Genomic DNA, 17,212 nt, shown 5'->3' on the forward strand with positions numbered 1-17,212 from the left:
TCATCCATATCAACGGCTTTGATTCTTACATCAATATCAGGTTCTTGCTGATTAAAGTCAGCGAGCCTTGGTACCAACCATTGAATAGCAAAACTCGGCGGCAAACTGATGGTCAATGCGCCCTTCTCACTTCGCTCAAGCACTTTGTCTGTCGCTTCTGCCAGTGATGTGAAAATATCTTTGATATCCAAGAAGTAGCTTTGACCTTCTTCAGTCAGCAGCAAAGAGCGGTTTCTTCGACGAAACAGCTTCAAAGATAAGAATTCTTCAAGCGCTTTGATCTGATGACTGACCGCGGCTTGAGTAACAAACAACTCTTCTGCGGCACGCGTAAAACTCAAGTGTCGAGCCGCGGCTTCAAACACTCTTAGCGAGTTTAATGGGGGTAATCGACGAGACATAGTTACTCTCTAAATAAGCATTAGTTTTTTTTATCTGAAACATTATAATTTGTCCATTGCCTAGCGGCCAGAGAAATTCTATATTTCATCCCGCAGCAGCTAGCCTGAACGGCTTGATTCTCTCTAGAATCAATTGGTTTAGCTCCTGCGATGTTGTGTTTGCAAACTCGTTCTTTTCGAGTTGGGTAGAGTTCTACCAAATGTTTTGTTGCAGTTCTATACTGAAACGAGGCATGTACTTCCTGTATTTATTTTGACCTGTCTGTCAAATTTGTTTACACCGCCTTATGGGCGGTGTTTTTTTATGTGCAAAGAAAAGTAACAATAAGTTTATCAATAGCTGTGCTAATTAATCTTTATTATTTTTCATCGCTAATCACAGAATCAGACACCCACTCAAATAAACAACTGAACACATACAAATAGCACCATTGAGTTGCACTAAAAAGTAACAGAATACTTCAAGATACTCACACTTCTTCAGTACTTATAGACCCGTTTAGATCTCACCAGTTCTATCAATCCAAAATTTCAAAGCTGAGCATGACGATAGCACGTCCAAACGCATGCCTCTGTCTACTGTCAATCCTTCATCATAGACAATAAAAAAGCCGCTTACTTTTCAGTATGCGGCTTTGCAAAATTATTAACGGTTGGTCAACACACCACTATGGGCGGTAAACCTTAACGTTGTGGAAGCCTTGTTCTTGCAAGTAAAGCGCTTGCAGACGGCTCATGACACCACGGTCACAGTACAACAAGTACTCTTTCGATTGGTCTAGGTCACCAAACTGAGTTGAAAGCTTGAAGAACGGGATGTGTTTGATTTCAACACCATCGATCTCTAGCGGGCTTTCATCTTCTTCGTCTGGGCTACGGATATCAAGAACGACAGCGTGCTCAGCAACGGCTTGAACTTGCTCCACTTCTGGTGCCTGTTCTTGGCTCTCTTTCTCGATATCACGGATATCCATAATACGAGCGTTCTCGATCACTTGCTCCAGCACTTCGAAGTTAAACTTAGCTTCTTCCGCTTCTAGTTTGCCTTTCTTCGCTTTCACGGTTGGCTTCTTAGAGATAACACCACAATACTCAGGCATTACTTTAGCGAAGTCTTCAGTACCAATCTTACGAGACAGGTCGATGATGTCTTCTTTGTCCCAGTTGATAAGTGGACGAAGGATCAAAGTGTCCGTCACGTTGTCGATATGACGCAGGTTAGTTAGCGTTTGGCTAGAAACCTGACCAAGAGCTTCACCCGTTACTAGTGCTTCGATACCAAAACGCTCTGCAACCATACCACCAGCACGCATGAACATACGCTTAAGAACAACGCCCATTTGACCGTCTTCAACGTTCTCAAGGATCTCTGCAACTACAGGTTCAAAATCAATAGAGATGAACTTCACCTTTGCAGATGAACCGTATTTATCCCATAGATAATGAGAAACCTGCTTAACACCAATCTCGTGAGCAGGGCCACCAAGATTGAAGAAGCAGTAATGCACTTTAGAACCACGTTTGATGTGTAAGTAGCTTGAAACACCAGAATCAAAGCCACCAGAGATCAAGCTAAGCAGATCTTCTTGAGTACCAAGAGGGAAACCACCTAGGCCTTTATGACGTTCAATAACTTGGTTTAGCTTATCGTTCTCGACTTCAACTTTAACGGTAATATCTGGATTTTTCAGTTTTACTTTTGCTGATTCAACCGCTTGATTTAGACCGCCGCCTACGTAGCGTTCTAGCTCGATAGAAGTAAAATCATGCTTACCACGACGCTTAGCACGTACAGAGAAAGTCTTACCTTCAATAAGAGCACCGCTACGCTCGAGAACTTGCTCGTAAATATTGTGCAGGTCTTTAAATTCTGATTGCTGAACTTCAAGGGAGTGATGAATACCCGGAGTTTGCGTCAATACTTCAAGTGTTTCTTTAAAGTATTTGTCGCTCTCAGACGTCACTTCGATATGGTCACGGCGGTTGAAGACAGCCACAGACTCAGTACGACGCTGAAGAATAGTACGAATATTACGTTCTAGAATCTTTGTGAAGCGCTTACGCACCGATTCACTTTTTACAAAAATTTCCGGGTGGGGCTTAACAATAAATTTCATAGTACTTTCACGCCAATAAGGTTCACAATTTTAATAGGTTCATCACCACGTAAAAGGTCATTTCACATAGTTATTGAAGCAATAATAGATCAATATTAAATCTAAGGGCGCGAATTATACATGAGAAAATCAAACAAGGAAAAGAGTGCGTGCTTTGGTGCCATTAATAAACTCACCTTAGTGACAAACTATCGTCTCGATTTCATCCAAGCTCATTTATCCATATCTTCTCTTCTCTTCTCTTCTCTTCTCTTCTCTTATCTTCTCTTCTCTTCTCTTCTCTTCTCTTCTCTTACTAGCTTGGTACAAACCCTTTTGTGTATCAGACAAAGAAAAAGCCCAATCTACGACAGATTGAGCTTTGGGATGCATATTCTTGGTAAATACTATTCAGTGATTACTGGGACTTCTTCACTGTAAAGCGGTTCGCCCTGCATAATACTGATTTCAACACGACGGTTTAAGCTACGTTGCCATTCAGTATCGTTCGGCTCTACTGGCTCAGTATCAGCCATACCACGCACTCTTAAGCGTTGATGAGAGAAACCACGGACCTTTTCCATCTCTTGAGCCACAGACACCGCACGCTGCGATGATAAGTCCCAATTAGAACGGTAAAGCTCAGAATCAAGACGTTGATTATCAGTATGCCCAGAGATTCGGACAATGCCCGGAACATCTTTCACTAACTCGGCAACCTGTCTCACCAAAGGTCGGAACTTAGGCTGTAGGAAAGCGGATCCTGATGGGAATGCACCCTTCTCGCGAATTCGAATCACAATTTGCTGGCCAAGGTTTTCCACCTCAATCGCGCCTTGGTCGATCTCTCGCTCCAACGCCTTCTTGATGCTCTCCATCAAGGTTTCCATCTCTTGAGACTGTTCTTGAGCTTGCTGTTGCTGCTGATCTGATTCTGAGTTTTGGTTGTTGTGCGCAGAAACCTCTGCTGATTTACCCCCCGTCATCTTGCCCTGATCACGCATCGTACCGCCAGCACGCTCAGATTCCCCTTCATGAAACTCTAGAGTTTGCTGCGTAATATCAATGGTTTGCTGCATGATTACATCAATAGGCGTCGGTTCTGGGCGACCAGGACGAAACTCCTGCGCAATAATGCTGGTACCTTTAGGAATGTCTTTTACTTCCAAGCGGTTTTGTACACCAAACGCGAATTTCATTGAGCCTGCGATCTGTTTAAATTTCAGTACGTCCATCTCAGAGAATGAGAGGAGCAGTACAAAGAAACACATCAACAATGACATCAAGTCAGCAAATGTTCCCATCCATTGTGGCAAACCCGGAGGGGGACATTTACATGGATTTTCTTCATCCATTTTTATTCCCCTTAAGCCATTTCACCATCAATCGTACGTTTACCTTCGTTAAGGTAACTCTTCAGGTAACCGTCAATAACTCGTGGGTTTTGACCATCTTGAATCGCGAGTACGCCATCCATCACCAAACGACGATTCAGTGTCTCTTGGTCACGACGTAGAGCAAGTTTGTCCGCGATAGGGAAGAACACCATGTTCGAAAGAATTGCACCATATAGAGTGGTTAAAAGTGCAACCGCCATCGCCGGCCCGATCGCTTTTGGATCATCCATGTTCGAAAGCATGGCAACCAAACCAACCAAGGTACCAATCATACCCATTGCGGGTGCAACATCACCAAAAGCTGTAAATACTTTAGCGCCCTGTTCGTGACGTTCTGTGGTTAACGCGATGTCTTTTTGCAGTGCTGCACGCACTACATCACCATCATGGCCATCAACCAATAGGTCGATACCCTTTTGCATGAAACTGTTGCTGATTTCCATCTCTTCAAGTGCTAAGAAACCGCCTTTACGCGCGGCATCCGCCATCTCTACGACTTTAGCAATAAGATCTTCTGGCTCATCGGCTTTAAACATAAATGCTTTACCGGCAATTTTTGCCGCACCAAAGAACTGTCCCATGGTGAATTTCATTAGAACAACAAACGTTGAACCACCAATCACGATCAAAACGGATGTCGTGTCATAGAACATCCCGAGGCTTCCACCTAGGATCATTGCCATAATTACGAAGGCAAATCCACCAATCAAACCTATTAGGGTTGCTAAATCCACTGAGCACTCCTCATGCTTTTTTACAGTTCTACGTCGACGATAATATTCTTATCGGCAAGACTATAAGATCTTTTAGTTAATTCTTCGTCTAAGTATCACACTTTTCGTTTTTGAATCACAACTATTGGCTTACTTTGGACTTATCCAAAGCGTATAAACTCGATAAAGCCACGGTTATTCAATCAAAGTAAATTCAAGCGCCTTAAAAACGAACTTTCTAGCAAAAATTCTTGGTTACATTTGACCATCTCAGCGGCCTAGGGTAACGTTCGTTCATCTTTCCAAACGCAGATTTATTATGGCTACTAAGAAACCTGAAAATATGAGCTTTGAAGCGGCTATCGAAGAGCTTGATGGCTTGGTTGATCAACTAGAAAATGGTGATCTAGCTTTAGATGATGCGCTGAAAAAGTTCGAACGAGGCATCTCCCTCGCTCGTGCTGGTCAAAGTAAACTAAACGACGCTGAACAGCGTGTTAGCATCCTGCTGCAAAATGATGAAAATGCAGAACTGAGTGACTTTAACCCACAACCTGAATAACAAATTGTATGAGATCCCCTATGATCGAGACGTTATTGTCTTATCAAGCACGTAATAACGAGCAACTTAACCTTTGGCTTGATCGCCTGCCACACCAAAATCAGAATCTCATTAACGCGATGCGTTATGGGTTACTTTTAGGCGGCAAACGCGCACGTCCGTTTCTTGTCTACATTACAGGGGAAATGCTCGGTTGCACTGCGGAAGAACTCGACACTCCAGCTTCAGCAATCGAATGTATTCATGCCTATTCTCTGATTCACGACGACCTTCCAGCAATGGACGACGACGAATTGCGTCGTGGCCATCAGACTTGTCACATTAAATACGATGAAGCAACGGCAATTTTAACTGGCGATGCACTACAAACTCTCGCGTTTACTATACTTGCGGAAGGCACATTAAGTGCTGACGGGGAAAGCAATCGCGTTCGAATGATTCAACGCCTAGCAGAAGCATCTGGTGCACAAGGTATGTGTATTGGACAAGCACTTGATATTGAAGCTGAAAACCGCTCTGTCACGCTAGAGGAGTTAGAAGAAGTTCACCGTAACAAGACTGGTGCTCTAATGAAGAGTGCGATTCGTTTAGGTGCTCTAGCTGCTGGCGAAAAAGCGTTCGAAGTGATGCCTCAATTAGATAAGTACGCCGATGCAATCGGGTTAGCCTTCCAAGTTCAGGATGATATTTTAGATATCATTAGCGATACCGAAACTTTGGGTAAACCACAGGGCTCTGATCAAGAATTGAACAAAAGCACCTACCCTTCTTTGTTAGGTTTAGAGGGCGCTCAAGAAAAAGCGCAAACTCTGCTACAGGAAGCGCTTCAAGCTTTGGCTGCAATCCCATACAATACCCAGTTACTCGAAGAGTTCGCCCGATACGTCATCGAGCGCAAGAACTAAGACAATAAGCGCGCATTACCTATGACTCTTGATATATCCAAGTACCCAACTCTTGCTTTGGCTGATAAGCCAGAGGATTTGCGTCTACTTCCAAAAGAGACGCTTACACAGCTTTGTGATGAATTACGCACCTATCTTCTAAACTCAGTGAGCCAGTCAAGTGGCCACTTAGCATCGGGCTTAGGTACGGTAGAGCTAACCGTTGCTCTGCACTACGTGTACAACACGCCTTTTGACCAGTTGGTTTGGGATGTTGGTCACCAAGCCTACCCGCACAAGATCCTTACAGGTCGTCGTGACCGCTTATCGACTATCCGTCAAAAAGATGGACTGCATCCATTCCCATGGCGGCAAGAGAGCGAATACGACACGCTTTCTGTTGGTCACTCTTCAACATCGATCAGCGCCGGACTTGGTATGGCGATCAGTGCGAAGAAAGAGGGCAAGAACCGTAAAGTCGTCAGTGTGATTGGTGATGGCGCGATTACCGCAGGTATGGCCTTCGAAGCGATGAACCACGCGGGTGATATTCACAATGACATGCTGGTTATCCTGAACGATAACGAGATGTCGATCTCTGAAAACGTCGGTGCGCTAAACAATCACCTAGCTCAAGTTCTTTCTGGCAGTCTTTACACGTCAATTCGTGAGGGCGGCAAGAAAGTGCTATCGGGCGTTCCGCCGATTAAAGAGCTCGTTCGTCGTACAGAAGAACATCTAAAAGGCATGGTTGTCCCTGGCACCATGTTTGAAGAGTTAGGCTTTAACTACATTGGTCCGGTTGACGGTCACGATGTGAATGAGCTGATTAAAACGCTGAAGAACATGAGAGACCTAAAAGGCCCTCAGTTCCTGCATATCATGACCAAGAAAGGCAAAGGCTACGAGCCAGCAGAGAAAGATCCAATAGGTTACCACGGCGTTCCGAAATTCGATCCCGCACACTCAAGTCTGCCTAAGAGCACCAGCTCGAAACCAACTTTCTCTAAGATTTTTGGCGACTTCCTGTGTGATATGGCTGCGCAAGATCCTAAGCTGATGGCAATTACGCCAGCAATGCGTGAAGGTTCTGGCATGGTGCGTTTCTCGAAAGAATACCCAGAACAGTACTTCGATGTAGCGATTGCTGAGCAGCACGCAGTGACACTAGCAACGGGTATGGCGATTGCGGGTGATAAGCCGATTGTGGCTATCTACTCGACGTTCTTACAACGTGGCTACGATCAACTGATCCACGATGTCGCTATCATGGATCTACCGGTTATGTTCGCTATTGACCGTGCAGGTCTTGTTGGCGCCGATGGTCAAACACACCAAGGTGCGTTCGACTTAAGCTTTATGCGCTGTATTCCAAACATGGTGATCATGGCACCAAGCGACGAAAACGAATGTCGCCAAATGCTATACACTGGCCACCAGCACACAGGTCCAAGTGCCGTTCGTTATCCTCGTGGTAATGGTATGGGCACCGAGATTCAAAGTGAGTTTACTGCGCTAGAGATTGGTAAAGGTCGTATCGTTCGCGAAAGCAAAAAAGCAAAAGATGGCTCGAAAGTCGCTATCCTAAGCTTCGGTACTTTCCTTGAGAGTGCACTTCAAACCGCAGACGCTATCGATGCGACAGTGGCTGATATGCGCTTTGTGAAGCCACTCGATGAAGCTTTGATCAAACAACTTGCTGCAGACTACGATGTACTTGTTACTATCGAAGAAAACGCAATAGCAGGTGGTGCGGGCGCGGGTGTGATTGAATTCTTGATGCAAGAGAAACTACTGATGCCAGTATTGAATCTTGGCCTCCCAGACAAGTTTATTGCTCAAGGAACACAGGATGAGCTGCATGAAGAGCTTGGCTTAGATGCGAAAGGCATTGAGAAGTCGATCTCTGACTATCTTGCTAAATAGCCTTAACACGTAAGCTCGTAAGCTCGTAAGCTCGTAAGCTCGTAAGCTCGTAAGCTCGTAAGCTCGTAAGCTCTAAAATCGTAAGCAATAAAAGCAATAAAAGCAAAAAAGGTTGGCCCTAGGGTCAACCTTTTTAGTATCCGAGACTTAGCTTAATGTGCTTGCAACTAAGTCTTAATCCTTTAGCTAACTTAAACTAACCAGCCCGCGAAATGTGCCACTGCGTACAAGGCAACAGCCGCCATAATACCCGCCACGATATCATCAATCATGATACCTAAGCCGCCGTGTACTCGTTTATCTAGCCAGCCAATAGGCCAAGGCTTCACCATATCGAAAAAGCGAAATAGAACAAAACCAGTGAATAACCATTTCCAGTCATCCGTAGGGATATTCAATAAAGGCACTAGGCCCATGGTGATCCAAAAGCCCGCAAACTCATCCCATACGATAGAGCCATGGTCGTGTACACCCATATCATCAGATGTCACCTGGCAGATCTTGATACCGATAATACAACTAACAACCACTACTGCGACATAAGCAGGAAACGGTAACTGAACCAGCAATAGATAAAATGGAATCGACGCAAGCGTGCCCATTGTGCCTGGAATAATCGGCGATAAGCCACTGCCAAAACCCGTAGCCAATAAGTGCCAAGGATTTTTAAGAGAAATAAGAGAAAGTGGATTTGTCATCAATTAACCTTAAAGTGATCGTAACCAGTTAAGTTCCAGCTTAGTGGTTCACCATTATTGTGTAATTCAAAATATTCTACAGGTCTTATCTGGCCAATGCAGGTGACTTTTGTACCTGTGTGCGACAAAGCACTTTCCAATGAACCTTTATTCTCTTCCGGCACGGTAAAGCAGAGTTCGTACTCTTCACCACTGGTCAATGCATACTGCTGTGCAGAACCGGTATCAGAAGAGAATTGAAGTAATTCAGCGGAGATTGGTAACGCACTCACATCAATGCTTGCACCGACCTGAGAACGCTTAAGGATGTGTTTTAAATCGGCAATAACGCCATCAGAGATATCAATAGCCGATGAAGCTAGGTTCACGAGCGCCTGCCCCGCCAATACTCGTGGAGAGCTGATGTAGTGCCTCTCTTCTAACTCAAGTGCATAAGGCTTAGCTTTGTTCTGTTCTGGGTCTAATATCACCTCTAGCCCAGCTTTGCTGTCACCTAAGTTACCCGTTACGTAAATCCAGTCCCCCACTTTCGCGCCATCTCTGCGTAGTGCTCGGCCTTCTGGCACAAAGCCCTGTACAGTCAGCGTTAAACTCAGCGGCCCTTTGGTCGTGTCACCACCAATAAGTTGAATACCAAAATAGTCTGCAAGTTTGAAGAAGGAATCACAGAAGGGAGCAAGCCATTCTTCATCGATTTCTGGCATGGTTAACGCAAATGAAACCCAGGCAGGCGTCGCACCCATCGCCGCAAGGTCGCTAATGTTCGAAGCCAACGCCTTGTGTGCTACCCATGCCGGATTCGCCTCTGTTAAGAAGTGAGTGCCCGCAACTAAAGTATCCGTGCTAATCGCTATCTGAACATTACTTGGCGCTTTGACCAAAGCACAGTCATCGCCAGCAGCCAGATGTACGTCTTTACGTTGTGGTTGTCGATTTACAAAATATTTTTCAATCAGGTTAAATTCGCCAGACATCACATGCCCTATCTTTAGTCTTCATACAAATCACCGTAATTATTGATATTACAGAAATTTAGTTACAAAAAAGGCCAGCATAAAAGCTGACCTTTAGATTCAATATACGAACGTCTTATTTCTTACGAACGTGCGGTGCAGCTTTATCAAGCACACCGTTAACAAACTTATGGCTGTCTTCTGCTGCGAATACTTTCGCAAGCTCGATAGCTTCATTGATAACCACTTTGTATGGTACATCTTCGCGACGAGTCATCTCGTACATAGCTAAACGTAGAAGCGCTAGTTCCATCAAATCCAAATCTTGCATAGGGCGAGATACGAATGGACGAAGCTTGCTATCAAGTTCCATGTGGCTAAGAGCAACACCAGTTAGTAGGTCGCGGAAGTATGCAACGTCTGTTTCTGGCATAGCTAGAGCAGGTTCTGCGGCATGATGCTCTTCTTCATCATACTTACCACCAGATAAGAACTGTTCTTCAACGGTAGCAATATTTTCTTTAGTAATTTGCCAAGAATAAATTGCTTGTAGAGCAAATTGACGTGCGTTACGACGTGCGGCTGGTTTCACACTGGCCCCCATTAGGAATCGATTTCAGAAAGAACGTTGATCATCTCAAGTGCGCTAAGTGCGGCTTCTGCACCCTTATTACCAGCCTTGGTTCCTGCGCGTTCAATAGCTTGATCGATCGTATCAACAGTAAGAACACCAAACGCTACTGGAAGCGAAAACTCCAGAGACACTTGTGCCAAACCTTTATTACATTCACTACAAACATAGTCAAAGTGAGGTGTACCGCCACGGATTACTGTACCAAGAGATACAATCGCATCGAACTTACCTGTTTTTGCAACGCGTTGCGCTACAAGTGGAAGTTCTACTGCACCAGGGCAACGAACAACAGTGATGTTGTCTTCGCTTACTTGTCCATGACGCTTTAAAGTATCGATTGCACCAGAAAGTAAACTTTCGTTAATAAAACTGTTGAAACGAGCAATAACGATAGCAATTTTTGCATTTGGCGCTGGGAAGCCACCCTCGATCACTTTCATAAGCCTTCCTTTAACTATTTTCATCAAGTGAGAATCGCCGGATTCTAGCACAAAACTGTGAGCAATATCTAATGCTAATTTAGAAGAACAGACACCGGAGATGTAAAGATGATAACGCAGCACGGCTCTCAACCATATAGGAGCAACCAGTAGTCAAGCTCGTGTATTTAACACGTTTTGAATCGGGCTTAACTACTTTGCTCTTTTGGCAAAACTAATCACCAAAAGAGCTACTGGAATCATCGGTAAATTATGTTGCTATAAACAGAGATATGTCGACTTACTCGCAAACATACTCAACAACGTTAAGACCAAAACCACCCAATGCGTGGTAACGCTTAGTGCTTGAAGAAAGCAGACGCATATCGTGTACGCCTAAGTCTTGAAGAATCTGAGAGCCGACACCAACACGACGCGAGGTACCTTGCTTCTTCGCCATAGTTGGCTGCTCGTTCTTGTCTTGCGCTTCGAATGTCTTCACTTTGTGAATCAAAGAATCAGACGACTCTTCGTTGCCCAGAATAACCAACACACCGCCTTCATCGCCAATGCGCTTCATCGCTTTATCTAGTGACCAGCTACGCTCAGTACCACGGTCTGAATGAAGCAGATCGGTAAACGTGTCATGCAGGTGAACACGTACTAGAGGAGCGCCTACAGACAAGTCGCCTTTTTGCATCGCGTAGTGGATCTGGTTATCAATCGTGTCACGGTAAGTCACAAGCTCAAAGTCACCAAACTCTGTTGGCAAATGACATTGTGCTACGCGTTCAATCGTCGTTTCTGTGTTGTTGCGGTATTCAATCAAGTCAGCAATGGTGCCTAGTTTGATATCGTGTTTTTCAGCGAAGACTTCAAGATCAGGGCGACGTGCCATGGTGCCGTCGTCATTTAGGATCTCAACGATAACAGATGCTGGCTCACAGCCTGCTAGACGAGCTAAATCACAGCCTGCTTCAGTGTGGCCTGCGCGTGTTAGAACGCCACCTTCTTGAGCTGTCAGAGGGAAGATATGACCAGGTTGAACTAAGTCAGCCGCTTTCGCATCTTTTGCCACAGCCGCTTGAACGGTAACAGCGCGGTCTGACGCAGAAATACCCGTTGTTACGCCCTCAGCAGCTTCAATTGAAACCGTAAAGTTCGTCGTGTACTGAGCGTTGTTGTCTTGAACCATAGGTGCTAGACCCATGCGATTTGAACGCTCTTTGGTCAACGTTAGGCAAATTAAGCCACGGCCATACATCGCCATGAAGTTAATCGCTTCTGGCGTGACATGTTCTGCTGCCATGATCAAATCGCCTTCATTTTCGCGATCTTCATCATCCATCAGGATAACCATTTTTCCTAGGCGAATGTCTTCAATAATTTCTTGAGGAGTACTAATTGGCATTGTTCTATATCCTTTGAAATGGTTCTGCTTCCTAGAACCGACACTATTTAAACCTGATGATATTGCTTCGCTTTACAAAGTCTCGCTTAACACACTTTGTACCAACGATTAGGCAAAACCATTCTGCTGTAAGAATTCCATCGTTAATCGAGATTCAGGCTCAGACTCTTGCTGCTGGCCTTGCAGTAGACGCTCCATATAACGCGCTAATACATCGACTTCTAGATTCACTTTACGACCAACATTGAATTGATCAATGGTGGTTTCTGAAGAGGTGTGAGGAACGATAGTCAACTTAAAGGCATTCTTGCGTAAATCATTCACAGTCAGGCTAATACCATCAACAGTGACTGAACCTTTTTGAGCTACGTACTTTGAGATCTCTGCAGGCATTTCTACCCAGAACTCAATCGCACGACCGACTTGGTTACGCTCAACAATCTCACCCACGCCATCAACGTGACCCGATACGATATGACCACCGAAACGCGTGGTCGGTAACATTGCTTTCTCTAGGTTGACCTTGTCGCCGGCTTGGTAATCGACAAAACCCGTTTTTTTCAGGGTCTCAAGCGAAAGGTCTGCACTGTAGCTGTGATCGTTATACTCAACGACCGTCAAACACACACCATTGGTCGCGATACTGTCGCCTAACTTAACGTCAGCCATATCAAGATGACCAACATTAACCGTTACGGTGATGTCTTCTCCGCGGGGAGTGATTGCACTCAATGTACCTACGGCTTCTACAATTCCTGTAAACATTTTAAAACTCTTTTTGTTGTCAACAACACGTATGTAGTTGGAGTAACTATTTCTACTGTGGTTTCGTCACGATTTATTTCGCGACTATTGGTTAGCCGCAATTGATTTCGCAATAATAGGCTTCGCGACGATGCGAATATCCACACCAACCTGTCGAACATCTTTGATTTCTAGGTCAATCACATCAGACATTGAAGTGAGCCCTAATGCGCCCATCAAACCTCGTCCGTCACTGCCCATAAGTTTAGGCGCTAAATAGAGGATTAGCTCATCCACTAGCCGTGCTTCAATCAAGCTCTTGGCCAATGTCGCGCCCGCTTCGACCCAAATATGATCAATATGGTTCGCTGGCAATTGACGCATCAGATCGTGCAAATCGAGCTGACCTACCTCTGTGGTTCCGACTTCAATATCAGCAGACGCTTCAGCGACTCTCAATACCGATGTTGGAGTTTGGAATAACTTGAGCTCAGGGCGCAGTTGATTTTGACGATCAAGAATCACGCGAATCGGCTGACGCAGCTCGTCTTCAGCGTAATGATCTTTGATACTGCTTGGCAACTCTGCCCAACGAACATTCAACGACGCGTTGTCGTCAATCACCGTCTGGCTAGTTGATAGCACAGCGCCTGACTTTGCTCGGTAGTTCTGAACATCACGACGCGCTTCTGGCGATGTGATCCACTGGCTTTGACCATTTTCCAATGCCGTTTGCCCATCAAGGCTAGCCGCCATCTTTAACTGAACGAATGGCATGCCCGTTTGCATACGCTTGATAAATGCAGGGTTCAAGTCGAGAGCATCTTGCTCTAATAAACCGATTTCAACATCAATGCCTGCGTCGCGTAGCATTTTGATACCACGACCTGCAACTTTTGGGTTTGGGTCCTGCATAGCACAAATCACTTTGGCTACTTGAGCCTTAATCAAACCTTCCGCACAAGGTGGCGTTCGACCGTAATGAGAACAAGGTTCTAGCGTGACATAAGCAGTCGCACCTTTTGCTTTGTCGCCCGCCATTCGCATAGCATGTACTTCAGCATGAGGCTCACCGGCTTTGGCATGAAAACCTTCACCAACGATCTGACCGTCGGTTTGTACGATGACACAACCCACATTCGGGTTGGGTGCAGTGGTGTAAATGCCGCGTTTTGCTAACTGAATAGCACGCGACATCATTTGAAAATCTAGGGGAGTAAAGTTTGACATGATTGAGGCGTTAATCCTCTAATTTAGCGATTTCTTCGCCAAACTCTCGGATGTCTTCAAAGCTGCGGTAAACAGAGGCAAAACGAATGTACGCCACTTTATCCAATTCTTTCAATTGACCCATCACAAGATTACCAATCATCTCGCTTGGTACTTCACGCTCACCAGTTGCACGGAGTTGTGACTTAATCGTACTGATCGCAAGTTCAATCGCATCAGCACTCACTGGGCGTTTTTCTAGGGCGCGCTGTACACCACCCACCATTTTATCTTCATTAAATGGTTCGCGGTTTCCATTCGACTTTATGACTTTCGGCATCACAAGTTCTGCCGATTCGAAAGTCGTAAAACGTTCACTACATGCAAGGCATTGACGGCGACGACGAACCTGATGGCCATCGGCTACCAGTCTTGAATCGATTACTTTAGTGTCGTTCTCTGAACAAAAAGGACAATGCATATCACCTCCAAATAATTGAATATCAGTGTAACGGAATTGCCAAACGTTAGGAAAGAAAAAGGGCCAATTAAGGCCCTTTTGTGTGGTGATTCATTGATTATTGCTACTCGATCGCCATTTCAAAAATGAGCTGAGGAGTAAAATTAACGACCAGCGTTAACCGCGAATCAAATAGTTCGCTTTACCTACCCATTTGTAGCTTGTAAGTTCTTCTAAGCCCATTGGGCCGCGAGCGTGCAGCTTCTGGGTTGATACTGCGACTTCAGCGCCTAAACCAAACTGTGCGCCATCAGTGAAACGTGTTGATGCATTCACATAAACCGCCGCAGAACCAACAGAGTTAATGAAACGCTCTGAGCTCTCTAGACTATTAGTCATGATCGCATCTGAGTGACTCGCGTTGTGTACGCGCATGTGGTCAATCGCTTCTGCCACATCCGCTACCACTTTCACGCCTAACGTGTAGCTTAGCCATTCAGTGTCAAAGTCACCTTCAACCGCATCACGTTGGTCTTCAAAATCTGCTAGCAGTGATTTTGCACTGACGTCAGCAACCAAGGTTACCTTACCTGCTAAACGCTGTTTCAGCTTAGTTAGGAAAGCTTCAGCAACGACTTCATGCACTAGCAATGTATCTAACGAGTTACACGCTGATGGGCGTTGAACTTTTGAGTTTTCGACAACATCAACAGACTTCTCAAGATCAGCGCTCTCATCAACAAAGATATGGCTGATACCGAAACCACCGATGATAACTGGAATAGTACTGTTCTCTTTACACATCTTGTGCAGGCCAGCACCGCCACGAGGAATGATCATATCCACGTAGTCATCCAGTTTAAGCAGTTGAGAGACAAGTTCACGATCGGGTTTCTCGATGTACTGCACAGAAGCGGCAGGAAGCTCAGCTTTCTCTAATGCAGACTGGATAACTTTAACCAGTTCCATGTTCGAGAAGAACGTCTCTTTACCGCCACGTAGGATGCTTGCGTTACCAGTTTTCAGACACAGTGCTGCAATATCGATAGTTACGTTTGGACGCGCTTCATAGATAACACCGACCACACCAAGTGGCACACGGCGGCGAGACAGTGACATACCGTTTTCCAGTACCTTACTGTCCATTTCGCTGCCCACAGGGTCGTTCAGGCTAATCACGTTACGAATATCGTTAGCGATGCCGGTTAAGCGCTCTTCGTTGAGAAGTAGACGATCAAGCAGTGCGTCAGTCAGACCGGCTTCACGGCCAAGTTCGATGTCTTTCGCGTTCGCTTCTAGAATCGTTGCCGCGTTTGCTTCTAGCTCATCAGCGATGATCGCCAATGCTTTGTTCTTTTGCGCCGTTGATGCGGTCGCCAGGTGAAAAGCAGCGTCTTTTGCTGCAATACCCATGTTAGTTAAATCCACGTTTAACTCTCCCTAAATTCTGTCTGTCTTTGGATGTAAAAAGGCGATTCGCCTTATCATCACGAGCTACTCTTGGATTACAACCAGGTCGTCACGGTGAATGACTTCTGACCCGTAATCGTATCCAAGAATGTCGCCAATATCTTTACTGTGCTTGCCTGCAATTTTTGCTAGGTCTTGGCTTGAATAACTGGCGATACCACGTGCAATGACTTTGCCTTTACTGTCTGTGACTTGGGTGACTTCACCACGAGAGAATTCGCCTTTAACTCGAACAACCCCTTTCGCCAACAAGCTGCTACCTTTAGTGTTAACTGCGTTCACCGCTCCATCGTCGACTACGATGTCACCTGCAGAAGCTGGGCCTGCTAGAATCCAACGTTTACGGTTTTCAAGCGCTTCCGCTAAAGGCAAGAAACGCGTGCCTTGTGGGTTGTCACTCAATGAATCAAACACCACATTTTCAGCACTGCCCGCAGCAATAATCACTTCAATACCCGCACGACGAGCAATATCAGCTGCCTGCAGTTTTGTCGCCATGCCGCCAGTACCTAACGTAGTACCACTTCCGCCTGCGATCTTACGCAGTGTGTCATCAATAGTTTTTACTTCTTTGATGAGCTCAGCATTTGGATCTTTACGAGGGTCAGCCGTAAACAGGCCTTTTTGGTCCGTTAATAGCAAAAGCTTATCAGCACCGCACAAAATACCCACTAAGGCCGACAAGTTATCATTGTCGCCCACTTTAATTTCGTTGGTTGCTACTGCATCGTTTTCGTTTACTACCGGAATAATATCGTGCTCAACAAGCGCATTGATCGTGTCACGTGCATTAAGAAAACGCTCCCGATCATCGAGATCAGCACGAGTCAGTAGCATCTGGCCAATCTTAAGGCCATAGATAGCAAACAAAGACTCCCAAACTTGAATCAACTGACTTTGCCCAACTGCCGCAAGCAATTGTTTGCTTGCCATAGAGTTGGGAAGTGCGGGGTAACCAAGGTGCTCCCGTCCGGCTGCAATTGCGCCAGACGAAACCATAACCACAGAGTGGCCTTGTTTTTTTAATTCAGCACATTGACGAACCAGCTCAACCATATGAGCGCGGTCTAATGCCAATGTTCCACCAGTTAAGACACTGGTACCCAGTTTAACAACGACAGTTTTACGCTGTGTTGTTGTCCCGCTTTGATGATTTGTTGTCATGAAGTCTTTTATGGATAAAACAAATAAGAGGTGATGTTTTAGCAATCAAAAGGGGAATTCACAAGCAGAAA

General features: G+C 45.3%; 17 protein-coding genes. 3 read left to right on the forward strand and 14 right to left on the reverse strand.

What is annotated here, in order from left to right:
- The 4 genes from MED222_RS08925 to pomA all read right to left on the reverse strand — a co-directional run.
- A partial coding sequence (locus MED222_RS08925) for a LysR family transcriptional regulator (RefSeq protein WP_009847461.1) occupies nucleotides 1–401 on the reverse strand: 401 nt, incomplete at its 3' end.
- Between the two features lie 668 nt (nucleotides 402–1,069).
- Entirely contained in the window at nucleotides 1,070–2,518 is a 1,449-nt protein-coding gene (gene thiI, locus MED222_RS08920) for a tRNA uracil 4-sulfurtransferase ThiI (RefSeq protein WP_009847462.1), read from the reverse strand.
- A gap of 386 nt (nucleotides 2,519–2,904) precedes the next feature.
- Nucleotides 2,905–3,852, reverse strand: a complete 948-nt coding sequence (locus MED222_RS08915; protein ID WP_009847463.1) for a flagellar motor protein MotB — start codon at nucleotides 3,850–3,852, stop codon at nucleotides 2,905–2,907.
- Between the two features lie 11 nt (nucleotides 3,853–3,863).
- Entirely contained in the window at nucleotides 3,864–4,628 is a 765-nt protein-coding gene (gene pomA / locus MED222_RS08910) for a flagellar motor protein PomA (protein ID WP_009847464.1), read from the reverse strand.
- 298 nt (nucleotides 4,629–4,926) lie between these two features.
- Here pomA and xseB point away from each other — a divergent pair, with 298 nt between their 5' ends.
- From xseB to dxs, 3 genes are read left to right on the forward strand one after another with little or no spacing between them, the layout of a single operon-like run.
- A complete protein-coding gene (gene xseB / locus MED222_RS08905) occupies nucleotides 4,927–5,169 on the forward strand; it encodes an exodeoxyribonuclease VII small subunit (protein WP_004734405.1) in 243 nt (80 codons plus the stop codon).
- A 20-nt stretch (nucleotides 5,170–5,189) separates the two neighbouring features.
- Nucleotides 5,190–6,074 (forward strand): (2E,6E)-farnesyl diphosphate synthase, encoded by an 885-nt coding sequence (ispA, locus tag MED222_RS08900; RefSeq protein ID WP_009847465.1) that lies wholly within the window; start codon nucleotides 5,190–5,192, stop codon nucleotides 6,072–6,074.
- A 21-nt stretch (nucleotides 6,075–6,095) separates the two neighbouring features.
- Nucleotides 6,096–7,979, forward strand: coding sequence for a 1-deoxy-D-xylulose-5-phosphate synthase (gene dxs / locus MED222_RS08895; RefSeq protein ID WP_009847466.1), 1,884 nt, complete (start codon nucleotides 6,096–6,098; stop codon nucleotides 7,977–7,979).
- Between the two features lie 191 nt (nucleotides 7,980–8,170).
- Here the strand turns inward: dxs and pgpA are convergent, their stop codons facing one another.
- The 10 genes from pgpA to proB all read right to left on the reverse strand — a co-directional run bounded on the left by pgpA (nucleotide 8,171) and on the right by proB (nucleotide 17,186).
- Nucleotides 8,171–8,677, reverse strand: coding sequence for a phosphatidylglycerophosphatase A (pgpA, locus tag MED222_RS08890; RefSeq protein ID WP_009847467.1), 507 nt, complete (start codon nucleotides 8,675–8,677; stop codon nucleotides 8,171–8,173).
- Entirely contained in the window at nucleotides 8,677–9,651 is a 975-nt protein-coding gene (gene thiL / locus MED222_RS08885; protein ID WP_009847468.1) for a thiamine-phosphate kinase, read from the reverse strand. Before thiL ends, pgpA begins: the two co-directional genes overlap by 1 nt.
- 115 nt (nucleotides 9,652–9,766) lie before the next feature.
- Nucleotides 9,767–10,234, reverse strand: coding sequence for a transcription antitermination factor NusB (nusB, locus tag MED222_RS08880; RefSeq protein WP_004734399.1), 468 nt, complete (start codon nucleotides 10,232–10,234; stop codon nucleotides 9,767–9,769).
- Nucleotides 10,234–10,704 (reverse strand): 6,7-dimethyl-8-ribityllumazine synthase, encoded by a 471-nt coding sequence (gene ribH / locus MED222_RS08875; RefSeq protein ID WP_004734398.1) that lies wholly within the window; start codon nucleotides 10,702–10,704, stop codon nucleotides 10,234–10,236. Before ribH ends, nusB begins: the two co-directional genes overlap by 1 nt.
- 280 nt (nucleotides 10,705–10,984) lie before the next feature.
- A complete protein-coding gene (ribBA, locus tag MED222_RS08870; RefSeq protein ID WP_004734397.1) occupies nucleotides 10,985–12,094 on the reverse strand; it encodes a bifunctional 3,4-dihydroxy-2-butanone-4-phosphate synthase/GTP cyclohydrolase II in 1,110 nt (369 codons plus the stop codon).
- Between the two features lie 108 nt (nucleotides 12,095–12,202).
- A complete protein-coding gene (locus tag MED222_RS08865; protein WP_009847469.1) occupies nucleotides 12,203–12,859 on the reverse strand; it encodes a riboflavin synthase in 657 nt (218 codons plus the stop codon).
- An 84-nt stretch (nucleotides 12,860–12,943) separates the two neighbouring features.
- Complete coding sequence (gene ribD, locus MED222_RS08860) at nucleotides 12,944–14,038, reverse strand: bifunctional diaminohydroxyphosphoribosylaminopyrimidine deaminase/5-amino-6-(5-phosphoribosylamino)uracil reductase RibD (RefSeq protein ID WP_009847470.1); 1,095 nt, start codon at nucleotides 14,036–14,038, stop codon at nucleotides 12,944–12,946.
- A gap of 40 nt (nucleotides 14,039–14,078) precedes the next feature.
- Entirely contained in the window at nucleotides 14,079–14,528 is a 450-nt protein-coding gene (gene nrdR, locus MED222_RS08855; protein ID WP_004734394.1) for a transcriptional regulator NrdR, read from the reverse strand.
- A 156-nt stretch (nucleotides 14,529–14,684) separates the two neighbouring features.
- Nucleotides 14,685–15,935: a glutamate-5-semialdehyde dehydrogenase gene (locus tag MED222_RS08850; protein WP_009847471.1), complete on the reverse strand. Its 1,251-nt coding sequence runs from the start codon at nucleotides 15,933–15,935 to the stop codon at nucleotides 14,685–14,687.
- A gap of 66 nt (nucleotides 15,936–16,001) precedes the next feature.
- The gene (gene proB / locus MED222_RS08845; protein WP_012604650.1) at nucleotides 16,002–17,186 is read right to left on the reverse strand and encodes a glutamate 5-kinase; all 1,185 of its coding nucleotides are present in this window, start codon (nucleotides 17,184–17,186) and stop codon (nucleotides 16,002–16,004) included.
- Between the last annotated feature and the right edge of the window lie 26 nt (nucleotides 17,187–17,212).

Source organism: Vibrio sp. MED222, assembly GCF_000153005.1.
Lineage (GTDB): Bacteria > Pseudomonadota > Gammaproteobacteria > Enterobacterales > Vibrionaceae > Vibrio > Vibrio tasmaniensis_A.

Bases quoted from the DNA above. Each gene is read 5' to 3' on its own strand.
- thiI (WP_009847462.1), bottom strand. From the start codon at position 2,518: ATGAAATTTATTGTTAAGCCCCACCCGGAAATTTTTGTAAAAAGTGAA.
- dxs (WP_009847466.1), top strand. From the start codon at position 6,096: ATGACTCTTGATATATCCAAGTACCCAACTCTTGCTTTGGCTGATAAG.
- ribD (WP_009847470.1), bottom strand. From the start codon at position 14,038: ATGATGTCGCGTGCTATTCAGTTAGCAAAACGCGGCATTTACACCACT.
- ispA (WP_009847465.1), top strand. From the start codon at position 5,190: ATGATCGAGACGTTATTGTCTTATCAAGCACGTAATAACGAGCAACTT.
- thiL (WP_009847468.1), bottom strand. From the start codon at position 9,651: ATGTCTGGCGAATTTAACCTGATTGAAAAATATTTTGTAAATCGACAA.
- nrdR (WP_004734394.1), bottom strand. From the start codon at position 14,528: ATGCATTGTCCTTTTTGTTCAGAGAACGACACTAAAGTAATCGATTCA.
- xseB (WP_004734405.1), top strand. From the start codon at position 4,927: ATGGCTACTAAGAAACCTGAAAATATGAGCTTTGAAGCGGCTATCGAA.
- MED222_RS08865 (WP_009847469.1), bottom strand. From the start codon at position 12,859: ATGTTTACAGGAATTGTAGAAGCCGTAGGTACATTGAGTGCAATCACT.
- nusB (WP_004734399.1), bottom strand. From the start codon at position 10,234: ATGGGGGCCAGTGTGAAACCAGCCGCACGTCGTAACGCACGTCAATTT.
- pgpA (WP_009847467.1), bottom strand. From the start codon at position 8,677: ATGACAAATCCACTTTCTCTTATTTCTCTTAAAAATCCTTGGCACTTA.
- MED222_RS08915 (WP_009847463.1), bottom strand. From the start codon at position 3,852: ATGGATGAAGAAAATCCATGTAAATGTCCCCCTCCGGGTTTGCCACAA.
- ribH (WP_004734398.1), bottom strand. From the start codon at position 10,704: ATGAAAGTGATCGAGGGTGGCTTCCCAGCGCCAAATGCAAAAATTGCT.
- ribBA (WP_004734397.1), bottom strand. From the start codon at position 12,094: ATGCCAATTAGTACTCCTCAAGAAATTATTGAAGACATTCGCCTAGGA.